Raw genomic sequence first — 21,046 nt, forward strand, 5'->3', positions numbered from 1 at the left:
ATGCCTCAGTCCCGCATCGTCAACTTGGCGCCTGACAGGCGCCATTCCAGTTCGGGGCTAGCCTGGCGAAGTAGTAGCCGCGCCTCGAGGTGGCGTGTTCCTTCTGGCACGCTGGCGTCAAGGGTCAAGTGCCGTTGATCGCCGGCTTGCAGCCTCTCCGGTTCGGCATGGGCTACAGCCTGATTGCCCAGCGCTGCCACGAGATCGAGCTGCCACTCGGCTTCGCCGGCCAACACTTCGATGTTGAACTCGACCTGCGCCTGCCCGCCCTGTGGCATGTGCGTGTAGTTGGCGTATAGCATGGCGCCAGGCTCGCACCCGTTACCCTTGAACGTTGCATGTGGCTGAGTGGCGTTCACGGGCTGCAGGCATTCAGCGTGCCGGGTCAGCTCGGGGTCCAGCAGTGCCAGCCGGTTCGTCGCCCGGGTGGCGGCACGCTGCAACTCTAGGGTGACCTGAGGGGCATCATTCTGCCACCACCGTTCCAGCCAGCCTCGCGTCACGAGGCGCATGCTGGCATCTTCCAGCGTTACACTACCGGGCCTCTCGCCCTGCTTGTCGTCGCTCAGGGCGCGTATGCGCAACAGGTTTTCCAGCCGTGTCTGGCTTTCCGCCAGGGGAATGCGGTAGTGCACGCTCAACGTGTCACCCGGCCGTAGCAGCGGCAGGGCGGTTTCGTGCACGATCCCCCGGGCGCTGGTCAGGTAGTGTTCCACCTTGACGTTATCGCGATCCTGCACCTCGAGGCGGAAGCTCCCCTCTATCGCCACGGGGCCTGTGGTGGTGAGGTACTGCCCTCCCGTCAGCAGGCGGCTCTGGTGGGCGCCGGGTAGCTGGCGTGGCCCGGGCACGGCGAGGCGGAAGCCCTCGTCGCCGCTTGTCTCGGGCTGGTGGGGACGCCGGCTGTAAGCGACCGCCTGGCGGAGACGTTCGACTTGTGTTTCGTCTGGCGCACGCTGACGGTCGTGCGCCAGTTGCCAAGGGGAGTTCGTGAAGGGGTGGGCCTGACACTCACTCAGGTTTTCGTCGCAGACGATCCAGCTCCAAGGTGTCAGCGCCTGAACCTGATTGGCATAGGTGTTGGCCATGTGGAGCGCGCGCGGCGCTGGGTAGTCGCGAAACAGGCTTCGTCCCAGGAAGGGCAGGCCTTGTCTCTCGGCTTGGCCCAGGTAGTCGAGTATGGAAAGTGCCACGTCGCTCTGCTGATAGGGTGCATCGATGCGCCTGGCAGGCACCTGCGGCGCATGCACCGCCATGATGCCCCAGTTCTGGGTCAAGCGACGTGCGGTCTCGTCGGCCAGTTGGCGCATGCCCGCCGCTTCATCGGAGGTGATCAGTACCAGGGTGTCATCCAGCCAGCCACGTTCCCGCATCGCTTTCATGAAGTCGCCGATGGCATCATCCAGGTAGGTAAAGGCCTGCTGCTCCGGGCTGCCGTTGGCTGCCACCTCGGGAGGCAGGTTAAAGGGGTGATGGGTGCCGGAGGTCAGCAGGGTAAGGAGCCAGGGCTTCTTCTGCTGGCGAAGCCTTGCCACTTCTTGAAGGCCCTGTTCCAGGAAGGCCTTGTCGTCGACGCCCCAGCCGTTGCGCTGGTAGGCGTGCGCCACAGCGTCATCTCCCTTGACCTCGTCGAATCCCGCCTTGGCCATGAAGGTATCCTTCATCATGAACGAGAGCGGTGCGGCTTGCAGGTACACGCTGTGGTAACCCGCCTCGCTCAGAACGTCCGGCAGGCATGTTGGTGAGGCAGGCCCCATGGCGAAATCGCTCATGCTGGCTGGCTGTGAGCCCAGACGAGGCAGGTCGCCGCACAGCAGCGCATAGCTGCCGCGATTGGTTTGGCGCTGCTGGGCGATGAACTGCGAATACAGCATGCCGTCTTGGGCGAGGGTATCCAGCCTCGGCATGCGGATCTCGCTGGGGAGTTCGGCCTGTTCGGCCAGCGAGGGCAGGTAGCCGCCGGTGACGCCTTCCAGCATGATCAGCAGTACGTTCGTGGGAGTCTTGCCTGTCAGGGCAATGGACGGCGCCCCTGTCGTATCGGCAAGCAGTGCCGTCGGCGGCTTGCTGCTGCCTGCCAAGGTGACAGCTGGTGCTGTGCTCGATGCCATCGCCTGCAGGCTGGCCAGCACAGGGTGATGCCGGCGCCAGTCGGTCACGGAGGTATCGCTGGCGAGGGACAGGCTGGCCAGGCCCAGTGTCAGCCCGACGATCGACGCCGGCAGGCCAATGTTCCGCTGGGGCCTGGCTTGCCACGGCCACATTGCGGCCAGCACGGTGGCCGTTGCTAGCAGCAGCGCCAACCCAGGGTGGGTGACGTGCATGGCCGAGCCGGTCAGGAAAGTGACATCCCCCAGGTAGTGGGCGTAACGCAGCTGGGCCAGGGCATCGAAGGTTCGCACATACTCATAGTTGACGATGTGCAGGGCCACCCAGCCTAGCCCGCCGAGTGCCGCCAGCCAGGGTCGCCAATGGCGCAGCCACAGCAGTGCAGCGAGGGTCACCAGGGTGACGGCGATATCCCCCGCCAGTCCCGATGCATCCTGCCACTGCCCGTTCAGCGAGCGCTCTTGTAGGCTCAGCAAGCGCCAGAATAGAGGGCTGACAAGCAACGCCAGCCCCAGCAGGGCCCGGCCTACGAGAGGCGATAACGGCGGTATGAATGATTGGCGAGGCAATACCACATCCTTGTGACGAACTGATGACGCCATATCTTACCATCCGTCGTCCTGATCGCGCAGTGAGTGAGGCATCGCTGGCGGTACCCTTCGACAAGTGCTTCGGGATTCCGCATCCAGGCTCTAGTGCGTTATGATGCTCGCTGGCGTTTTTTCTCATGTCACATCAATGGAGTAACCCGATGGCAGAACAGACCTCACAGGCGCAAACGGTAACCATCGACGGTACCGAGTACCAGTTGGACCAACTGAGCGAGCGTGCGCGCAATCAGGTCGTCAACCTGCGTGTCACCGATCAGGAAATCTCTCGCCTGAACCAGCAGCTGGCCATTGCCCAGACCGCGCGTACCGCCTATGCCCAGGCGCTCAAGGAAGAGCTGAATTCGGACAAGGTGAAAGAGCAGAACGCGGATTCGGAAAAGGCGGGCAACCTGGCCCACTAGCCGCCCGACGCACCTGATTCGCTACTCCCCTTTGCGGCTCGAGCCTTGTCTCGGGCCGCTGGCGTTTGGTGGGTCAGAACACTGCGGGTGAGCCGTCGGGCGCCGTAAGAGCGCGAATCAGTCAGCGCACCAGTGTGTTGCAGCTGCTTTCTCACGTTGACGAAACTCTGTTGCCGAGATGCCGAAACGCTGACGGAACAGACGCTGAAACTGCTCGGTACTCGAAAAGCCGTTGGAAAAAAGCAGCGTTTTGATCGATGTGGCATCATTTTCAGGGGCGCATAGTTGCCTTGCGATGCGCTCCAGTCGCCACTCGCATAGAAGGGTCTTGAAGCCCCCGTAAGGGACCAGGCGGCTATACAGCTGGCTGCGGGACAAGTCAGCCATTGTGGCCACATCCGAGGCGCGAACATGGCTCATGGCCAGGGCATCGACGAGCGCGCCAGATAGCCGGCTCCCCAGGCGAGGGTCGAGGCTCGGCGGTGGCGTACATATCTTACATAGCGCCGCTGCAATATGCCGCCTGGCGTTGGTTTCTTGGGGTCCTCCATGGCGCACCTTGTCAAGCAACTCACGGACGATAGCCTGCCCCTCGGGGCTGCAGGTATGAAACTTGGGCCTCAGAAAAGGGGCCAAGTGGAGACGAAAGGAAGGCATAACGACCACCCAGGCAGGGCAGCCGGCGGACAAGGTGATGGAGCGGCAGCCGATCATCAGTCCGCTGGTTCCGGCATCCAACTGGCGCGAGGTGTTCGTACCGCACACCGTCAGTGGGCGGCGACCGGCATGGCCATCGCGGTAGATGGCATCATCACAGGTGGCAGCGTGACCTCGAGCCGCAACGAGATCTGGGCCGAGTCCACCGCCAACAGTGCGCGCAATGCCCTCAACCTGGAGGCCACCACCAGCGCCGTCAATGCGGCGCTGGCCAGCGGCCAGTACAACGAGGGCGACGTGACCGCCACCCTGACCGCGCCGGGCACCAGCGTGACCGCCAACGGCGGCAATCACAACGGCACCGCCATCAACCTGGAGGACAACGTCTCCGTGGCCCTCAGCCGGGGTAACGACGCCGTCAACCGCCTGACCGCCGAGGGTGATGTGCTGACCAACAGCGCAGGCGCCACCGCCACCACCGATAACACCGGGCTGGCGAGCGCCGAGGGCGGCTTCGCGGTGCTCAACCGTCAGACCAATATCGACAACGAGATTGCCAGCCGAATCACTGCTAGTGGTGGCAATAACGTCAGCATCACGTCGGGTCTGGTCAATGGTCGGGTCAACGTCAGCGGCAACCAGGTAGTCGCCGAGGCCACGGCCAACCGCACCGGCAACAGCATCGCGCTCAACGATGCCAACGGCACGGCGGGCAGTGCGGCGCTCACCAGCTACCAGCGCAACAGCGGTGTGACCACGGTGGCTTCCATTACCGGTGTTGGTAACAGCATCAACGGTGGTACGGGCAACAGCGGTGGCAGCTCCTTCAACGTCACCAACAATACCGTGCAGGCGCGCGCCGTGGGCAACGCGGGTACCAACAGCAACGTGACCAGCCTGCGTTCGCGCAACAGCCTGGGCCTGTAAATGGCTTGACATTCATCAACCGAGCAGGGGGGCGCAAGCCCCCCTCTCTTTGTTTCTGAGCCTTGCGCGTCTGTTTCGCTACGGCGTTGGCTGTCTGCGTTGGCGATGCTACGGCGCTTGCCGGGCGAGGAAGGCTATGATGAGTACTTGGCAAGAGGCGTATGGAGATCATGCTATGAAGCAGTGGATATTGCCGCTAGGGGCGCTGTTGTTGCCTGCGCTGCTGGGCAGCGCCCAGGCGGCAGATACGGATGGGAACTATGCGGTTCGCGGTGCGGGCACCCTGCGCTGCGCAGATTTCTTCAACGAGGTGTCAGAGGGGGGGGGGGGGGCGGGGGTGCCTGCCTATGTAGCCTGGATCGATGGCTACTTGACCGCCCACAACCGCATGACCGATGCCACCTTTGATATCTCGCCGCTGGTGTCCAGTGCCGAGGTGGCGGCACTGGCGCGCAATCTGTGCCGAGAAAATCCGCAATTGAGGCTGGAAACCACGCTGGCGCGTATCGCCGGCCTGTTTGAGCCGGCTCGCGTGCGTCAGGACTCCCAACTGGTGCTGATTCGCCAGGGCGACCAGGAAGTGCTGATTCGCCAGGAGACCCTGCAGCGCGTGCAGCAGGCACTTGAAGAGCGCGGTTACGATATCGTGCCAAGCGGAGGCTTCGATGACGCCACTCAGCAAGCGCTGACGCGTTTCCAGGAACAAAATGATCAGCGCGTGACCGGTACGCCCCATGCCGATAGTGTGGTGCGCCTGTTGTTGATGGAAGGAGAGTGAGAGACATGGCGGAGATAGTCACATCGAGTGTGAAAGTGGCCAGGCGGACCTGGAAAATGGCGTTTGCTGGGTTGGTGGCAAGCGCAGTCCTGCCGGCCATGGCGGCTGACGAGGACGGCAATTATGCCGTGCGCGGCCTGGGTGCCACAGCCTGCAACGACTTCGTGGCGGCCGTCGAGAACCAAGACCCTAACCTACCCCTGGTGCTGCAGTGGATGCAGGGCTATGTCACGGGGCTGAACCTGCTGAATGACGGTGTCTACGAGGTGTCCGTGATCCAGGACCCGGCCGGGTTAGGGGGAGTCGTTTTCAACGTTTGCCAGGCCAACGATGATCTGATTCTCGAGACCGCACTGGCCCAGAGCCTCAATACCCTGAGATTGGGTCAGGTGCAAAACCGCTCGGAAATCCTTTCCCTTGAATGGAATGATCGGCAGGTCAATGTGCACCGTGAAACGCTGCGCACCGTGCAGTTGCGCCTGGCCGACAAGGGGTATTACCAGAGTACGGTGGATGGCCTTTATGGACGCGGGACGCGCGGTGCCCTGGAGGCGTTTCAGCGTGCAGAGGGGTTGAACGAGACCGGACTGCCTGATACAGACACCCTGGTACGGTTGCTGATCAGAGATTGATGGCTTTATTTTTTACCGTTTACGCAAGGATGGTTTGAATGTTCAAGACCCTAGAAACGCTTGATACCCAGAAACACGCCGACCTTCACTATCGCGGCGTGCCCGGCTATGTCTTCGCCAAGGAGATTTCCGCCACGCCGCTGTCGGCCAGCGAGGTGGTCAAGGCCTCGCGTTCACTGCCCGTGGTGTTCTCGAGTGGAGACAAGGTGCTGCCCATGGCACTGCTCTCGGTGGCCAAGGAGAGCCATCCCTGCGTGGACGAGCAGGGCAACTGGCTGAAGGCCTATATTCCCGCCCACATTCGCCGTTACCCCTTCGTGCTGGGGGAAACCGGGGAACAGGGTCGCTTCGTGGTGATGATCGACCGCGCCGCCGATAATTTCCTGGAAACTGCCGAACAAGGCGCCGAACCCCTCTTCCAGGACGACAAGCCGCCCGAGGGGGGTATCGTGGAGCGTGCGCGCAAGTTCCTCGTGCAGTTCCAGCGCGAACTGGAGGAGACCCAGAAATTCCTGGCGCCACTGGCCGAGCACGACCTTCTGGTGGAGCGCCAGGTGACGCTCAACCGCAACGGCGAGCAGGAGGTAGCGGTGCGCGGCTTCCGCAGCGTGGATGCCGAGCAACTCGCCAAGCTGGACGATGCCACCTTGGCAAGCTGGGCGCGTAGTGGTCTTCTCGGCGTTGTCTACGCTCACCTGCACAGCCAGGAAAACGTGCAAGCGTTGCTAGAGCCCCGTGAGGAGGGTGTCCCGGCCGCATGATCCAATGCTCGATGCCAGGGGTGTTCCAATACCGCATGCTGGCTACACAAGATCTTGAGGGCACCCCGCCGGCAAGGGAGCGCAACCGCATATCGATATTGACCAATGCCAGTTCGAAGACGTTGCGACTGTAGTGCGTCCTATCGGGGTGGCTTGGATGCCGACAAGGTCAATGTCAAGTTCTTAATGCCATGAGTGTGATTTGTCACCATGGACGGTTGAGCTGTGGATGGCACTGACGTCACTCGCGTTTTCATGATCCCTGCCCATGGTAGACTCCGCACCGATCAGATCTCCGCAATAGGATAGCCGATGGTGCAACGTCTCACATGAAGCACGCTCTCCCCGAGCGGGCCTGGCCATGCCCGGAGCGGCTATGGATAGCCGGCACCGTGCTGATGGCGGTATACGCCGGTTTTCAGTTCCTGTGGCCCACGATAGGTCAGCCCGCCGAGACACTGACGGCCGTGCTGGGTCTTATTGCGCTGCTGCGCTACGGCACCGGACTGCGCAACACCGCGCCGCTTTGGCTGCTGCTGGCGGCCCTGGTGGTTCAGACCCTCTCCTGGTGGCTGATACTGCGCGACGTACCCGACTATGCTGCGGATAACCCGCGCCTGGACCGGCTGGCCAAGCTGTTTATCTTTATCGCCGTGGCCTGGTGGCTGGGCGGCAGCACCCGCCTGACGCTAACCGTCTGGGGCCTGGCCCTGGGGGGATTTCTGCTGCAGGCGCTGTTTGGCGGCGGCGGCTGGGAGGAGTGGCAGGCGGGCCTGCAGGGGCAGCGAATCGAGTACGGGATTCGCAATGCCCAGCACGGGGCGATGCTGTTCGGCGTGACATTGCTCGGGCTGGTGATCTTCGCCGGCCGTTTCTGGCAACCCGGGCGATGGCACTTGGCCAGGCGCGGGCTCTGGTGTGCCATGACGCTGCTCGCCCTGGTGGGAGTGCTGATCGGCCTGACGCGTGCGGTATGGCTGGGGTTGCTCTTGGCCTTTGCCGTGGCGGCGTTCGTCGTGATCTACCATCGGCGCCGTTTCGCCCGGCCCGTCGCTGGCGGGCTCACGCCCTTGCGTCTTGGCCTGATGGGTCTGGCCCTGGCGTGTGTTCTGGCGTTGGCCGGCTGGGCGTTCCAGGGGACCTTGATCCAGCGCATTGCCGATGAGCGGGAGGTGCTTGTCCATATGGCCGAGCGGGGCCTGGAGGATGTGCCCTACACCAGCATCGGCATTCGCATCAATACCTGGCAGGCCGGCGTGGAGTGGGGGCTCGAGCGTCCCTGGGTCGGGTGGGGCAGCGAGGCGCGTAGCCTGGTGATTCACGAAACCCCCTGGCTGCCGCCCTTCGTCAAGGAACACTTCGGGCACCTGCACAATTTCCTGCTGGAGGTCTGGGTCGCCTACGGCCTGTTTGGGGTGATGCTGATACTGGGGCTTGCGGGATGGGTGGGGTGGGCCACCTTCGTCAGCTGGCGAGGCGGCGTGATGCCCGGTGATATGGCACTCTTCGCCCTTGCGTTTTTCATCTACTGGGCGGTGGTCAATCAGTTCGAATCCTACAATTCGTTCTGGACCGGGGTGTTTGTTCACAACCTTATCGTTGGCGGCCTGGTGACCCATTACTGGCGCTGGTGGAAGGAGCAACGGGCGTGAGAGCTCTGGCATGAGAACCCTGGCATGAGAACCCTGGCATGAGAACCCTGGTATGAGAACCCTGGTAGTTGTGCGCTCGCTGAAGATGGGGGGCATGGAGCGGGTGGCCGTCAACCTGGCGGATGCCTTCGCCGAGGCGGGGCACGACAGCCATCTGCTGGCGCTGCGACCGGTGAAGCAGCCGCTGGCCCCTGAGCGCGACGATGTCACTCAGCATACGCTTCGCCTCAACTGGCTGACGCGGATGACGCTCATCGGCTTCGTGCTGGAACTCCTGGCCAGGCTGCTGCTTAACCCGTTGATGAAACGCTCGCTGTTCCTGGGCACCGGTGTGATGGGGGGCGTTGTGTTTCGCGCCTGGCTGTGGCGCTTCGAGCGGCGCCATGGTCGTGTGGACCGGCTGGTCTTCCGCGGCGTCGGCACCTTCGAGCAGCTCTGGACCTTTCGCGACCCGCGCGCCTGCTATGTGCTCGAAAATATCCTTCAGGATCCTGCCCCCAGTGTTCGCCAGCGCCTGTTTGCGCGCTGCCTTTACCATGGCCGACATCTGGTCGCCGTTTCGCGTGGCGTGGCGGAGAGTTTCGAGACGGCCCAGCGGCAGTGGGGCGTGCGGCCGTCCTCGCTGCGAGTGATCGTCAATCCCTGTCCGATTGCCAGTATCCACCGGCTGATGAACGAATCTGACCCCGACATCCCCGCTGGCCCCTACCTGCTCAGCGTGGCGAGGCTGGTGCCCGCCAAGGATCAGGCGCTGTTGCTGCGGGCCTATGCGCGCTCGGGCGTGTCCCTGCCGCTGGTGCTGGTGGGCGACGGCCAGGAGAGAGAGCGACTGTCGCTTCTGGCTGACCAGCTGGGCATCGCCGACCGGGTGCGCTTTGCCGGCCAGCGGCGCAATCCCTATCCGTGGATGCGTGATGCCCGGCTGTTCGTGCTGAGCTCGCGTTTCGAGGGGATGGGGATCGTGCTGTTCGAGGCTCTGGCCTGTGGCACGCCGGTGCTGAGTGTGGATTGTCCCGGCGGCATCCGCGAGATTCTCAAGGGCCCTTTGGCGGACAGCGTGGTGCCCCATTCCGAGCAGGGCCTGGCGGAGGGGTTGGCCAGGGCGGTCGAGGGGCCCAAGCCGCCCGTGGACGAGGCCTGGCTGAATGACTTCCTGCCGCCCCGCGTCGCAGCGCGGTTCCTGCAGGCGCCTTGAGCCATCACGGGGAGGCCTGAGTGGTGGCGCGCGTACCTGTAAAGGCTGCTATGCAGTATGCTGAGACCAGCAAGTCATAAGGTCGGGCACGCCAGCAGGCAAAGGAGCGCAACACCATGTCAACACTGACGTTTCAGGGCGCGGTAAAGGAAGTCACCGGCTCTCGCTACCTGATCGAGCTGGACGGTAACGGCAGCCCGAAGACGCTGCTGCTGGAGTGCGGCCTGCACCAGGGCGGCAGCGATGCCGACGAGGCCAATGCCAAATCCTTCGGGAAGCTGCCTCGGAATCTCGACGCGGTGGTGCTCTCCCACGGCCATCTGGACCACTCGGGGCTCTTGCCCAAGCTGGTGCGCGAGGGCTTCAGCGGGCCGATCCATTGCACCCGCGGCACCCGCGACCTGCTGGAGATCATGCTCCAGGACTCGGCCTTCATCATGGCCAAGGACGTGGAGTGGGAGAACAAGTGGCGCAAACGCAATCACAGGCCCCTGGTCGAGCCGCTCTACGAGCTGGATGACGTGGAGCGCACCCTGGCGCTCTGCGAGTCTCACCCTTATGGCCAGCCGGTCGATCTGCCGGGTGGCGCCACCCTGGTGTTCCGCGATGCCGGCCACATCCTCGGCTCAGCAATTGTCGAGCTGACGATCCCCTCCGGTGGGCAGCAGAAGCGCCTGGTGTTCTCCGGCGACCTGGGCAACCCCAGCTCGGTGCTGATGAAGGACCCCGAGAAGCTCTACGAGGCCGATCTGGTGCTGATGGAGAGCACCTACGGCGATCGCGATCACCGCCCTCTGGACGAGACCCTGGAGGAGTTCGCCCAGGTGCTGGAGGAAGCCCACGAAGCGGGCGGCAACGTGCTGATCCCCGCCTTCGCGGTGGGGCGCACCCAGGAGATCCTCTACCACCTGAGCGTGCTCTACCATGAGGGGCGGCTTCGCCAGCAGATGGTGTTCCTCGACAGCCCCATGGCGATCAAGGTCACCGAGCTCTACCACCGGGCGCGCAAGGCGCTGGATCCCGAGGACCTCAAGGTGCTGAACATCGCCGCCAGCGGCGACACTAGCCAGTACCTGCCGATCCTGCGCATGACCCGCACGGTGGAAGAGTCCATGGCCATCAACCGCATTCACGGCGGGGCCATCATCATCGCCGGGGCCGGCATGTGCACCGGTGGGCGCATCATTCACCACTTCCGCTACAACCTGGAGAAGCCCACGACCCGGCTGGTGATCGTCGGGTTCCAGGCCGCCGGCACCCTGGGCCGCCAGATTGTCGATGGCGCCGAGCGAGTGCGCGTGCTCGGCCACGACCTGGCGGTCAAGGCGAAGGTGCATACCATCGGTGGTTTCTCCGCCCACGCCGGCCAGACCGAGATGATCGGCTGGGCCGGCGCCTTCCGCAACAACCCCCGCTTTTACCTGGTCCACGGTGAACCCGGCACCCAAGAGGTCTTCAAGGCTGCCCTGGCCGAGAGCGGCATCGAGGCCGAGATTCCCGCCTACGGCGATCGCATCGAGCTGTAACCTTTCCCGTCGCGGCTTGATGCAGGTCAAGCTGCGACGACATGCCCCATGTCATCCAGAGCCCTCTGGGCTAGACTCTTGTCATACAAACATTTTGTAATTAGCTTAGAGAGATTAGTTATGAGGCTTATGATGAAGACGCTACTGGCCAGCTCCCTGATGGCCGCGACGCTGTCCGCCGGACCCGCCCTGGCCCAGGAGGTCGACGCCTACCGCGAGACCCAGCTGGGGCTCTATGTGTCGGCCGTCGAGGCCCACGAGCTGATTCAGCAGAACGAGCGCACCATCCTGATCGACGTGCGTGACCCCATCGAGATCAAGTTCACCGGCTTCGCTGAGCCCACCGATATTCATGTGCCCTGGGTGCTGGCCGACCGCGACAGCTTCGACGAGGAAGCCCAGACCTGGCCCATGGTGCGCAACGCCGACTTCGAGGCCCAGGTGAAGGCGCGCCTCGATGCGTTGGGCGTGGCCGAAGACGATCCGATTATCGTGATGTGTCGCTCCGGCGCCACCCGCAGCGCCCCCGGCGCCGACGTCATTACCGAGATGGGCTATAACCAGGTCTATTCCGTCAATGATGGCTTCGAGGGTTCTACCCTGAAGGAAGGCGACTCACAGGGCGTGCGTGCCATGAACGGCTGGCGTAACGCCGGGCTGCCGTGGAGCTACGAGATCGACCCCGACGTGGCCTGGCGTCCGGCCAACTGATCGCAGCCATCTTTCTGACAATCCGAAAAATTACCGTGATAAAAAAGGTGAACCCATGAGCATCAAGACGACCCTGACCCTGGCCGCCGCGGCCACCGCCATCGGTTTCTCCGGCGCTGCCCTGGCGGGAAGCCATGGTGGTGACGACGATCATGCCGATACCGACCGCGCCCTGGTCATTCTCACCAGCGATTCCCTGCAGACCCAGGGCATGGCGATGATTCTGTCCAACGCCATGCAGCAGCAGGGCACGGAACTGAACATCCTGCTCTGCGATGCCGCCGGGGATCTGGCCCTGGACGGCTACGAGAGCGGGGAGGCGATCAATACGCCCCCCAGCAACCCGGCAGGTCAGGTCAAGCCCGAGGGCATCATGGGCATGCTGATGGGCAACGGCGCCAGTGTGGATGTGTGCGCCATCTATCTGCCGAATACCGAGCATGAGGAAGGCGATCTGCGCGAGGGCGTCGGCGTGGCCGCGCCGGGCCCCATCGCCGAGATGATGCGCGATCCAAAGATTCCGGTCTTCAGCTTCTGACCCTATGTCCCGTGTTCATGCCGGCTGCCCCAGGGGTAGCCGGCACGCAGTCATTGGGCGTTAACGTATAAAGGAGAGTCACCATGAACATGAAAAGCAACGTGGGCGGTGCGGACAAGATTGCCCGGATCGTCGTGGGCGCCGTGCTGATTGGCCTGGCCCTCACTGGCGTCATCGGTGTCTGGGGCTGGATCGGCGTGGTGCCGCTGGCCACCGGCCTGTTCAACTTCTGCCCGGCTTACACCCTGCTGGGGGTCAATACCTGCAAGCTGAAGAAGTAACCCGCGCCGGGTCCTGCCCGGACAGCACATCCTGACGCCCGCGACCCTTTGGTGGCGGGCGTCTTGTCGTTATGGGCTGAGGCCTCGGCTATGGGCGCCATGGGCACTCTTTATCGTCGTTTAGAGCCAAATGTGATAAGCTTATTCCAAATTTAGTAGCATGATGTTCGGCCACTACCGAATTCCATCAGGAGGAACGCTTATGAATACCTTTGCTCTGTCGCCCAGCACCGGCGCCGGTCGCCCCGACGTGGCGGGCTTCTTCGACCCTCGCACCTTCAGCGTGCAGTATGTGGTCAGCGACCCGGCGACCGGCAAATGCGCCATCATCGACCCGGTCCACGATTTCGACGAGAAGTCCGGTGCCACCGCGACGCATCATGCCGATGAGCTGCTCGCCTATGTCGAGTCCCAGGGGCTCGAGGTGCAGTGGGTTCTCGACACCCATCCCCATGCCGATCACTTTTCGGCGGCGCGGTACCTGAGCGAGAAGACCGGCGCTCCCACCGCCATCGGCGAAAAGGTGGTGGAGGTCCAGACACTCTGGAAGACAATCTATCACTGGCCGGACTTTCCGGATGACGGACGGCAGTGGGACCGTCTGTTCGCCGAGGGGGATAGCTTCCGCATCGGGGAGCTCGAGGCGCGGGTGATGTTTTCGCCGGGCCATACTCTGGCCTCGATCACCTACGTGATCGGCGACACCGCCTTCGTCCACGACACTCTTTTCCAGCCGGACTTCGGCTCCGCTCGGGCGGACTTCCCCGGCGGCGATGCCCATCAGCTGTGGCGCTCTATCCAGGCAATCCTGGCGCTGCCCGACGAGACCCGACTGTTCACCGGCCACGACTACATGCCCGATGGCCGAGAGCCGCAGTGGGAAAGCACGGTGCGCGAACAGCGCGACACCAACAAGCACCTCGTCGGTGGCGTCACCGAGGATGACTACGTGGCGATGCGCAATGAGCGTGACAGCGAGTTGTCGATGCCCAAGCTGATCCTGCACTCCCTGCAGGTGAATACCCGCGGCGGTCGCCTGCCGGAGCCCGAGGCCAACGGCAAGCGCTACCTGAAGATCCCCCTCGATGCTCTGGAAGGGGCGGCCTGGGAGTAAGCGCCCGGCCCTGCAGAAACAACGAGCCCCCCAGGCCCTGCCGCCGGGGCTCGTGCCGTGAGGGGGATAGCCGGGCCTTTATATAGCCAAATATTCTATCCTTAGAACGCGTTTTCGGCTATGCTGTTTCCATATCCCGGCCAGCGACATCCGATGGAGGTTTATTCCCATGTCCCAGCCAATCGTGACCCACTTCTTTGACGAGCCCACCAACACCTTCAGCTACGTGGTGCAGGATCCGGACAGCAACGCCTGTGCGATCCTCGATTCGGTGCTCGATTTCGACTATGCCGCCGGGCGAACCGACGTGCGCTCTGCCGACGAGATCATCGCCTTCGTGCGCGACAACGGCCTCGAGGTCGAGTGGATCCTCGAGACCCACGTGCATGCCGATCACCTTTCGGCGGCGCCCTACCTGCATGAAACGCTGGGCGGCAAGACCGGCATTGGCGCCAACATCACCGTCGTGCAGGACGTCTTCGGCAAGGCGTTCAACGCCGGCACCGAGTTCGCCCGCGACGGCAGCCAGTTTGATCGCCTCTTCGAAGAGGGCGATACCTTTGCCATCGGCAGCCTGGAAGGACGGGTGTTGCACACCCCGGGCCACACCCCGGCCTGCCTGACCTATGTGATCGGCAATGCCGCCTTCGTCGGCGATACCCTGTTCATGCCCGACTACGGCACCGCCCGCTGCGACTTCCCCGGCGGCGACGCGCGCACCCTCTTTCGTTCCATCCAGAAGGTGCTGGCCCTGCCGGGCGAGACGCGCCTCTTCCTGTGCCACGACTACAAGGCGCCGGATCGCGAGGAGTATCAGCACGAGACCAGCGTGGCCGACCAGCGCGCACACAACGTGCATGTCCACGAGGGCATCAGCGAAGAGGCATTCGTCACGATGCGCACCGAGCGCGACGCCACCCTCGACATGCCGAAGCTGATCCTGCCCTCGGTTCAGGTCAACATGCGTGCCGGACAGATGCCGCCTGCCGAAGATAACGGTCAGGTCTACCTCAAGGTGCCGATCAACAAGTTCTAGGTTGGAAGGAAACGAACCGCCATGCAGATTCATCAGCTTGAACCCGGCTTCGCCATCACCGATGCCGTGACCCCGGCCGACCTCGACGAGGTCGCACGACGCGGCTTTCGCTCGGTGGTGTGCAACCGCCGCCCCGGTGAGGCCGAGGACCATCCGGACGACCGCGCCCTGAGCGAGCGGGCGGCGGAACTCGGCCTCGAGTGGCGCTGCATCCCGGTGACGCTGGGCGATTACGGCGAAGCGGATATCGAGGCCTTCGGCGTGGCGTTGGATAGCCTGCCCGTGCCGATTCTGGCCTTCTGCAAGACCGGCAAGCGTGCCGTGCACCTCTGGGCCCATGCCCGCAGCCAGGGCGATAGGTGCGATATCCCGGCGCTGCTGGCCTCGGCCCGCGCCGCCGGGCACGATCTGGAAGAGCACCGCCCGCTGCTGGAAGCCGCTGCGGGGCAGCGCTGAGCGATGAATCCCAAGCGCTATCTGCCCATTCTGCAGTGGCTGCCTGGCTATGGCCGCGCCACCCTGACCAGCGACCTGCTGGCGGCGGTGATTGTGACCGTCATGCTGATCCCGCAGTCGCTGGCCTACGCCATGCTGGCCGGGCTTCCGCCTGAAGTAGGGCTCTATGCCAGCATTGCGCCCCTGGTGATCTATGCCGTGTTCGGCACCAGCCGCACCCTGGCGGTGGGTCCGGTGGCGGTGGTGTCGCTGATGACAGCGGCCGCGGTGGGGCAGATCGCCCCCCAGGGCACGCCCGAGTACCTCGGCGCGGCTCTGGTGCTGGCCCTGATGTCAGGGCTCATCCTGACCCTGATGGGCGTGGCAAGGCTGGGCTTTCTCGCCAATTTTCTCAGCCATCCGGTGATCTCGGGCTTCATCACCGCCTCGGGGCTGATCATCGCCGCCAGCCAGCTCAAGCACGTACTGGGGGTGGAGGCCAGCGGCCACAACCTGCTGGAACTGCTGGTGGGCCTGGCCGGCAGCCTGGGGCAGGTGAGTGCGCCGACCCTGGTGATCGGCCTCTCCGTGCTGGTCTTCCTCTACGCGGCGCGGCGCTGGCTCAAGCCAGGCCTGCGGCGAGCGGGCGTGCCGGACCGCCCGGCGGACATGCTGACCAAGGCCGCGCCGATTCTGGCCGTGGCGGTCACGACGCTGGCCACCTGGGGGTTCGGGCTCGACGCCCAGGGCGTGGCGGTGGTCGGCAGCGTGCCGGCGGGCCTGCCGCCGCTGACCCTGCCCGGCTTCGACAGCGGCCTGTGGAGCCAGCTGTTTGTGGCGGCGCTGCTGATCAGTATCGTCGGCTTCGTGGAGTCGGTGTCGGTGGGCCAGACCCTGGCCGCCAAGCGCCGCCAGCGAATCGATCCCGACCAGGAGCTGGTGGGCCTGGGCACCTCCAATATTGCCGCGTCCTTGACCGGCGGCATGCCGGTCACCGGCGGGTTCGCCAGGTCCGTGGTCAACTTCGATGCCGGCGCCGAGACCCCGGCGGCCGGCGCCTTCACTGCGGTGGGCATCGGCGTGGCGGCCATGCTGCTGACGCCGCTGATCGCCTATCTGCCCATCGCCACCCTGGCGGCCACCATCATCGTGGCGGTGCTCTCGCTGGTCGACCTCGCCGCCATCAAGCGCACATGGGCCTACTCGCGCGGCGACTTTGCCGCCATGCTGGCCACCATCATCGTTACTCTGGTGGTTGGGGTGGAGAGCGGCATCATGGCGGGGGTGGGGCTCTCCCTGGCGCTGCATCTCTACCGCACGAGCAGACCCCACAGCGCCGTGGTAGGGCGCGTGCCGGGCAGCGAGCACTTTCGCAACGTGCAGCGCCATGACGTGGAGACCGACGACCGCCTGGCGATTCTGCGGGTCGACGAGAGCCTCTATTTCGCCAATGCCCGCTATCTTGAAGATACGGTGATGGAGCTGGCCGCTCGCCAGCCGGGCCTTGAGCACATCGTGCTGGCCTGCCAGGCGGTCAACGTGATCGACGCCTCGGCGCTGGAGAGTTTGGAGGCGATCAACGCCCGACTCAAGGACGCCGAGGTGCGCCTGCATCTGGCCGAGGTGAAAGGGCCGGTGATGGATCGCCTCCAGCACACCGACTTCTGTCACGAGATGACCGGCCAGGTGTTCCTGAGCACCTATGATGCCTGGCAGGAGTTGCGCGGTGAGAGCGACGGGAGTCTGTCGCGTCGCTGCGCCGAGCTGCAGATGGCCCCGCTGCGTTAGGTTCATCCCTACTACCCCTACACGATTCGACAAGATTCGCATCCTCTGGATGCCCCCAAAGGAGAGAAACAGTGGACTGGAGTTCATCCCTGCAGGGATTGGCCGGTGGCATTCTGATCGGCCTGTCTGCCACCTGGCTGATGGCCACGCTGGGCCGCATCGCCGGTATCAGCGGGATCATCGGCAACCTGATTACCGCGCGACCCAAGGGCGACAGCGCCTGGCGGCTGACCTTCCTGCTCGGCCTGATCAGCGGCCCGATTGTGCTGATACTGCTGGGTGGCGGCCTGGGCAACGTGGCCGGCGGCGGGGTCGACGTGACAGGCGAGGTGATTGGTGCGCCCGCCGGCGGCGTGGTGTTGATGCTGATCGCCGGCCTGCTGGTGGGCGTGGGCACCGGCCTGGGCAGCGGCTGCACCAGCGGCCACGGGGTCTGTGGCCTGGCGCGTCTCTCACCGCGCTCCCTGGCGGCGACTCTGACTTTCCTGGTGGCGGCAATCATCACCGTCTACGTGGTTCGGCACATGATCGGAGGTGGCGCATGAAAACACTCATGGGCTATATCGCCGGCCTGCTGTTCGGCCTCGGCCTGGGCATCTCCGGCATGACCGACCCGGCGCGGGTGCTGGGTTTCCTGGACCTTTTCGGCGCCTGGGACCCGACCCTGATGTTCGTCCTCGGCGGCGCCGTGGTGACCAACTTTATCGGCTATCGCCTGGCCTTCAAGCGTACGGCCCCGATCTACGGCGAGGTCTTCCAGCTGCCCACCCGCCAGGATCTGGACGTCCGCCTGATCGGTGGCTCGGCGCTGTTCGGCATCGGCTGGGGGCTCTCCGGCTACTGCCCGGGTCCGGCTTTCGCCTCCATTGCCGGGCTCAGCGTGCCGCTGGCGGCCATGCTGCTGGCCATGGTGGCCGGCTGGTTCCTGGCCAAGGCGATTCCCTCGCGGACTTGAACGGCTGACGACTGCGCTAGTTCTCACGCTAGCCCCCGCTACCCCTTGCGCCCCCGCCGGCCTGGCCCGCGGGGGCGCCCGCGTTTGAGTCGCTGGAAAAGCAAGGCCTTTGACCAATAGACCAGACGATTCGGCGCTGGGCCCATGACGGATTAACGCCGACTTAATGGACGAGTGACACGATGTCGCACACAACGAGGATTTCATCTCATGCACGTTCTGCTGATCGAGGATGATGCCCTGGTCGCCTCTGGCATCCGGGCAGGCCTGACCGTTCACGACTTCGTGGTCGACCATGTGGAGACCCTGGCCGAGGCGCGCAGCGCCATGGAGGCCGTCTCCAGCGATGTCGTGATCCTCGATCGCGGGCTGCCGGATGGCGATGGATTGACGCTGCTGGAGGAGTGGCGCGCCGCCGGGGTCAACACCCCGGTGCTGGTGCTGACCGCCCGTGACACCGTGCCGGACCGCGTGGCGGGACTGCACGGCGGCGCGGATGACTACCTCACCAAGCCCTTCGACCTGGATGAGCTGGTGGCCCGACTGCAGGCCCTGCTGCGACGTGCCGCCGGGCGGCCGCGGACTCTGGTCGAGCACGGGCCGCTGTGCCTGGACCCGGTAGCCCGCGAGGTCAGCGTGGACGGCCGTCCCGTGGCGCTGTCGCGACGCGAGCTGGTGCTGCTGGAAACCTTCCTGCAGTCGCCGCGCAGCGTTCTCTCCGCCGACCAGCTCAAGGACAGCCTCTACGGCATGAACGACGAGGTCGAGAGCAATGCGCTCAACGTCCATATCCATCACCTGCGCCGCAAGCTCGGTAGCCGCGTGATCGAGACCGTGCGCGGGCTGGGCTATCGGCTCGGCAAGACCTCGGCAGTGGTGCTCTCGACGGACGATGAGGCTCGGTGATGAGTCTACGCACGCGCCTGCTGCTCACCCTGGGACTGACCCTGGCGCTGCTCTGGAGCCTGGCGGCGGCCTGGCTGATGCGGGATCTCGAGGAGCAGTTTGTGGCCACCCTGGATCAGCGGCTGGCCCAGTCGGCGCGCATGGTGGCCGGGCTCATGGCCCAGCTCCCCGAGGAGGTGTGGCTCCAGGCCGACCAGCGGGCGCTGTCGATTCCGCCTATCGAGGGGCTGGCCTGCCAGGTGCATTCGCCCCGCGGCGAGATCATGGCGCGCACCCACACCGACCTGGAGACCATCCTGGCCGCGGGGGAACGCGGTCATGCCTACCGCGAGGAGGGAGGCGTCACCTGGCGGGTATTCACCTACGAACGCGGCGGCCTGACCATCACCACCGCCGATCGCATGGACGAGCGTGACCAGCTGCTGGCGGATGTCTTCAGGGCCGCCGTGGTGCCCTTCGCCGTGGCGCTCCTGGGCAGCATGGTGGCGCTCTGGCTGGGCGTGCTGCGCGGCCTGGCACCCCTCAGCCGCCTGCGCGACTCCCTGGCGCGTCGCCATCCCGATGCCCTGGCCCCCGTGGCCACTTACGGGGTGCCGGTAGAGCTGCGTCCGCTGATCGAAACGCTCAACAGTCTGCTGGCGCGGATCCAGCAGGCCATCGTGCGCGAGCAGCGTTTCACCAGCGATGCCGCCCACGAGCTGAAGACGCCGCTCACCGCCATCAAGACCCATCTCCAGGTCGCGCGACGGGTGGAAGGGGACGCTGCCCGCCAGTCGCTGGCCTATGCTGAGGAGGGAGTGGGGCGGCTTGCGCGCATCCTTGACCAGCTGCTGATGCTGGCCCGTGTGGAGGGGCGCGTGCTGTTCGAGGACGGCGAGCCGAGCCGGTCGGCCGACGTGGTCGAATTGGCCCTGCGCGATACCGGCGTGGGACCGGAGCGCTTCGTGCTTCCCGAGGCGTGGCCCGAGGCGGAGCTGGCGCTGCCCAGGGAGCTGGCCATCACCGCGCTGCGCAACCTGGTGGACAACGCCCTTCGCCACGGTGGCGAGAGTGAGCCGGTGACGGTCACTGCCTGCTTGGACGAGGCGGCCGGTGAGCTGACCTTCCGGGTGCGCGACCGGGGCCCAGGGGTCGATGACAAGACGCTCGCCCAGATGTCTCAGCGCTTCTGGCGAGCCAGCAAGCAGCGCGGCAGCGGTCTGGGGCTGGCCATCGTGATGGCCATCGTCGAGCGCTTTGCCGGCCGGCTGGATTTTGCCCGTCCCGATGGGGCAGGGCTGGAGGCTTGCCTGACCTTTCCGGTCAAGGCGGGCCGTTGAATACTCCGTACTGAACGCTGTGTACCGGGGTCGATGACACAAAAAGGGGAAACCATATGACCAGCAAGAGGATCACGGGTGGGCTTGGCCTGCTGCTGGGCCTTGGCCTGGCCGCCAGTCAGGCCATGGCGCTGGAAGGCGACGCCGAGCGCGGCCAGGCCGCTGCGGGAACCTGCGTCGCCTGCCACCAGGCGGACGGCAGCGGCATGAACGTGCCCGGGGGCGAATCCTGGCCGCGTCTGGCCGGTCTGGGTGCCGACTACATCGCCAAGCAGCTGCACGACTTCAAGGCAGGTCGGCGCCAGAACGCCAGCATGCTGGCCTTTGCCAACATGCTCGATGATCAACAGATCGCCGACGTGGCGGCCTACTACAGCCAGATGCCGGTGACCGAGGCCCAGGGCGGCGACGTGGATGAGGCGCTGCTGGTTCGCGGTGAGCAGCTCGCCCTGCGCGGTGACTGGGACGAGTACATCGTCTCCTGCAAGAGCTGCCACGGACCGCGCAACGAGGGTGCCGGCAGCACCTTCCCGGGCATTGCCAGCCAGCATGCCGGCTACATCGAGAGCCAGCTGCACGCCTGGCAGGCCGACGAGCGCAGCAATGACCCGCAGAATCTGATGGGGGCCATCGCCAAGCGCATGAGCGACGAGGACATCCGCGCCGTTTCCGCCTGGCTGTCCAGTCAGTCCGTGGCGTCCGAATAAGGGGAGC

Annotated in this window: 22 protein-coding genes; 20 read left to right on the plus strand and 2 right to left on the minus strand. The window is 64.8% G+C overall.

What is annotated here, in order from left to right; translation table 11 throughout:
• Window positions 1-5: 5 nt before the first annotated feature.
• Window positions 6-2,678, minus strand: a complete 2,673-nt coding sequence (locus ACFODV_RS10995; protein WP_379759063.1) for an LTA synthase family protein — start codon at window positions 2,676-2,678, stop codon at window positions 6-8.
• A gap of 182 nt (window positions 2,679-2,860) precedes the next feature.
• Here ACFODV_RS10995 and ACFODV_RS11000 point away from each other — a divergent pair, with 182 nt between their 5' ends.
• Window positions 2,861-3,121, plus strand: a complete 261-nt coding sequence (locus tag ACFODV_RS11000; protein WP_379759066.1) for a hypothetical protein — start codon at window positions 2,861-2,863, stop codon at window positions 3,119-3,121.
• Window positions 3,122-3,238: 117 nt separating this feature from the next.
• On the opposite strand, the gene ACFODV_RS11005 is transcribed toward ACFODV_RS11000, so the two are convergent.
• Window positions 3,239-3,541, minus strand: coding sequence for a helix-turn-helix domain-containing protein (locus tag ACFODV_RS11005; protein ID WP_379759069.1), 303 nt, complete (start codon window positions 3,539-3,541; stop codon window positions 3,239-3,241).
• A gap of 366 nt (window positions 3,542-3,907) precedes the next feature.
• On the opposite strand from ACFODV_RS11005, the gene ACFODV_RS11010 reads away from it, so the two are divergent.
• From ACFODV_RS11010 to ACFODV_RS11100, 19 genes are all read left to right on the plus strand, one after another.
• The gene (locus tag ACFODV_RS11010) at window positions 3,908-4,705 is read left to right on the plus strand and encodes a hypothetical protein (RefSeq protein ID WP_379759072.1); all 798 of its coding nucleotides are present in this window, start codon (window positions 3,908-3,910) and stop codon (window positions 4,703-4,705) included.
• 175 nt (window positions 4,706-4,880) lie between these two features.
• The gene (locus tag ACFODV_RS11015) at window positions 4,881-5,483 is read left to right on the plus strand and encodes a peptidoglycan-binding domain-containing protein (RefSeq protein ID WP_379759075.1); all 603 of its coding nucleotides are present in this window, start codon (window positions 4,881-4,883) and stop codon (window positions 5,481-5,483) included.
• A 5-nt stretch (window positions 5,484-5,488) separates the two neighbouring features.
• The gene (locus ACFODV_RS11020) at window positions 5,489-6,115 is read left to right on the plus strand and encodes a peptidoglycan-binding domain-containing protein (RefSeq protein ID WP_379759079.1); all 627 of its coding nucleotides are present in this window, start codon (window positions 5,489-5,491) and stop codon (window positions 6,113-6,115) included.
• Window positions 6,116-6,153: 38 nt separating this feature from the next.
• Window positions 6,154-6,876, plus strand: a complete 723-nt coding sequence (locus tag ACFODV_RS11025) for a SapC family protein (protein ID WP_379759082.1) — start codon at window positions 6,154-6,156, stop codon at window positions 6,874-6,876.
• A gap of 329 nt (window positions 6,877-7,205) precedes the next feature.
• A complete protein-coding gene (locus tag ACFODV_RS11030) occupies window positions 7,206-8,528 on the plus strand; it encodes an O-antigen ligase family protein (RefSeq protein ID WP_379759085.1) in 1,323 nt (440 codons plus the stop codon).
• A 52-nt stretch (window positions 8,529-8,580) separates the two neighbouring features.
• Window positions 8,581-9,723, plus strand: coding sequence for a glycosyltransferase (locus ACFODV_RS11035; protein WP_379759088.1), 1,143 nt, complete (start codon window positions 8,581-8,583; stop codon window positions 9,721-9,723).
• 116 nt (window positions 9,724-9,839) lie between these two features.
• Window positions 9,840-11,249 carry an MBL fold metallo-hydrolase RNA specificity domain-containing protein gene (locus tag ACFODV_RS11040; protein WP_379759091.1) on the plus strand — a complete coding sequence of 470 codons (1,410 nt, stop codon included), beginning with the start codon at window positions 9,840-9,842 and terminating at the stop codon, window positions 11,247-11,249.
• A gap of 120 nt (window positions 11,250-11,369) precedes the next feature.
• Window positions 11,370-11,960 (plus strand): rhodanese-like domain-containing protein, encoded by a 591-nt coding sequence (locus ACFODV_RS11045; protein WP_379759094.1) that lies wholly within the window; start codon window positions 11,370-11,372, stop codon window positions 11,958-11,960.
• A gap of 55 nt (window positions 11,961-12,015) precedes the next feature.
• The gene (locus ACFODV_RS11050) at window positions 12,016-12,498 is read left to right on the plus strand and encodes a hypothetical protein (protein WP_379759097.1); all 483 of its coding nucleotides are present in this window, start codon (window positions 12,016-12,018) and stop codon (window positions 12,496-12,498) included.
• A gap of 89 nt (window positions 12,499-12,587) precedes the next feature.
• The gene (locus ACFODV_RS11055) at window positions 12,588-12,779 is read left to right on the plus strand and encodes a YgaP family membrane protein (protein ID WP_379759532.1); all 192 of its coding nucleotides are present in this window, start codon (window positions 12,588-12,590) and stop codon (window positions 12,777-12,779) included.
• Between the two features lie 202 nt (window positions 12,780-12,981).
• Window positions 12,982-13,893 carry an MBL fold metallo-hydrolase gene (locus ACFODV_RS11060; RefSeq protein ID WP_379759099.1) on the plus strand — a complete coding sequence of 304 codons (912 nt, stop codon included), beginning with the start codon at window positions 12,982-12,984 and terminating at the stop codon, window positions 13,891-13,893.
• Window positions 13,894-14,062: 169 nt separating this feature from the next.
• On the plus strand, window positions 14,063-14,929 hold the full coding sequence (locus ACFODV_RS11065) for an MBL fold metallo-hydrolase (RefSeq protein ID WP_379759102.1): 867 nt from the start codon (window positions 14,063-14,065) through the stop codon (window positions 14,927-14,929).
• Window positions 14,930-14,950: 21 nt separating this feature from the next.
• Complete coding sequence (locus ACFODV_RS11070) at window positions 14,951-15,385, plus strand: TIGR01244 family sulfur transferase (RefSeq protein ID WP_379759105.1); 435 nt, start codon at window positions 14,951-14,953, stop codon at window positions 15,383-15,385.
• A gap of 3 nt (window positions 15,386-15,388) precedes the next feature.
• The gene (locus tag ACFODV_RS11075) at window positions 15,389-17,152 is read left to right on the plus strand and encodes a SulP family inorganic anion transporter (protein WP_379759107.1); all 1,764 of its coding nucleotides are present in this window, start codon (window positions 15,389-15,391) and stop codon (window positions 17,150-17,152) included.
• A gap of 71 nt (window positions 17,153-17,223) precedes the next feature.
• Window positions 17,224-17,697 (plus strand): YeeE/YedE family protein, encoded by a 474-nt coding sequence (locus ACFODV_RS11080; protein ID WP_379759110.1) that lies wholly within the window; start codon window positions 17,224-17,226, stop codon window positions 17,695-17,697.
• Entirely contained in the window at window positions 17,694-18,107 is a 414-nt protein-coding gene (locus tag ACFODV_RS11085) for a DUF6691 family protein (RefSeq protein WP_379759113.1), read from the plus strand. Before ACFODV_RS11080 ends, ACFODV_RS11085 begins: the two co-directional genes overlap by 4 nt.
• Before the next feature lie 210 nt (window positions 18,108-18,317).
• Window positions 18,318-19,013 carry a response regulator gene (locus ACFODV_RS11090; RefSeq protein WP_379759116.1) on the plus strand — a complete coding sequence of 232 codons (696 nt, stop codon included), beginning with the start codon at window positions 18,318-18,320 and terminating at the stop codon, window positions 19,011-19,013.
• Window positions 19,013-20,332 (plus strand): ATP-binding protein, encoded by a 1,320-nt coding sequence (locus ACFODV_RS11095; RefSeq protein WP_379759119.1) that lies wholly within the window; start codon window positions 19,013-19,015, stop codon window positions 20,330-20,332. Before ACFODV_RS11090 ends, ACFODV_RS11095 begins: the two co-directional genes overlap by 1 nt.
• 56 nt (window positions 20,333-20,388) lie before the next feature.
• On the plus strand, window positions 20,389-21,039 hold the full coding sequence (locus tag ACFODV_RS11100; protein WP_379759122.1) for a c-type cytochrome: 651 nt from the start codon (window positions 20,389-20,391) through the stop codon (window positions 21,037-21,039).
• Window positions 21,040-21,046: the final 7 nt, after the last annotated feature.

Source organism: Halomonas tibetensis (genome assembly GCF_042643535.1).
Classification (GTDB): Bacteria; Pseudomonadota; Gammaproteobacteria; order Pseudomonadales; family Halomonadaceae; genus Halomonas; species Halomonas tibetensis.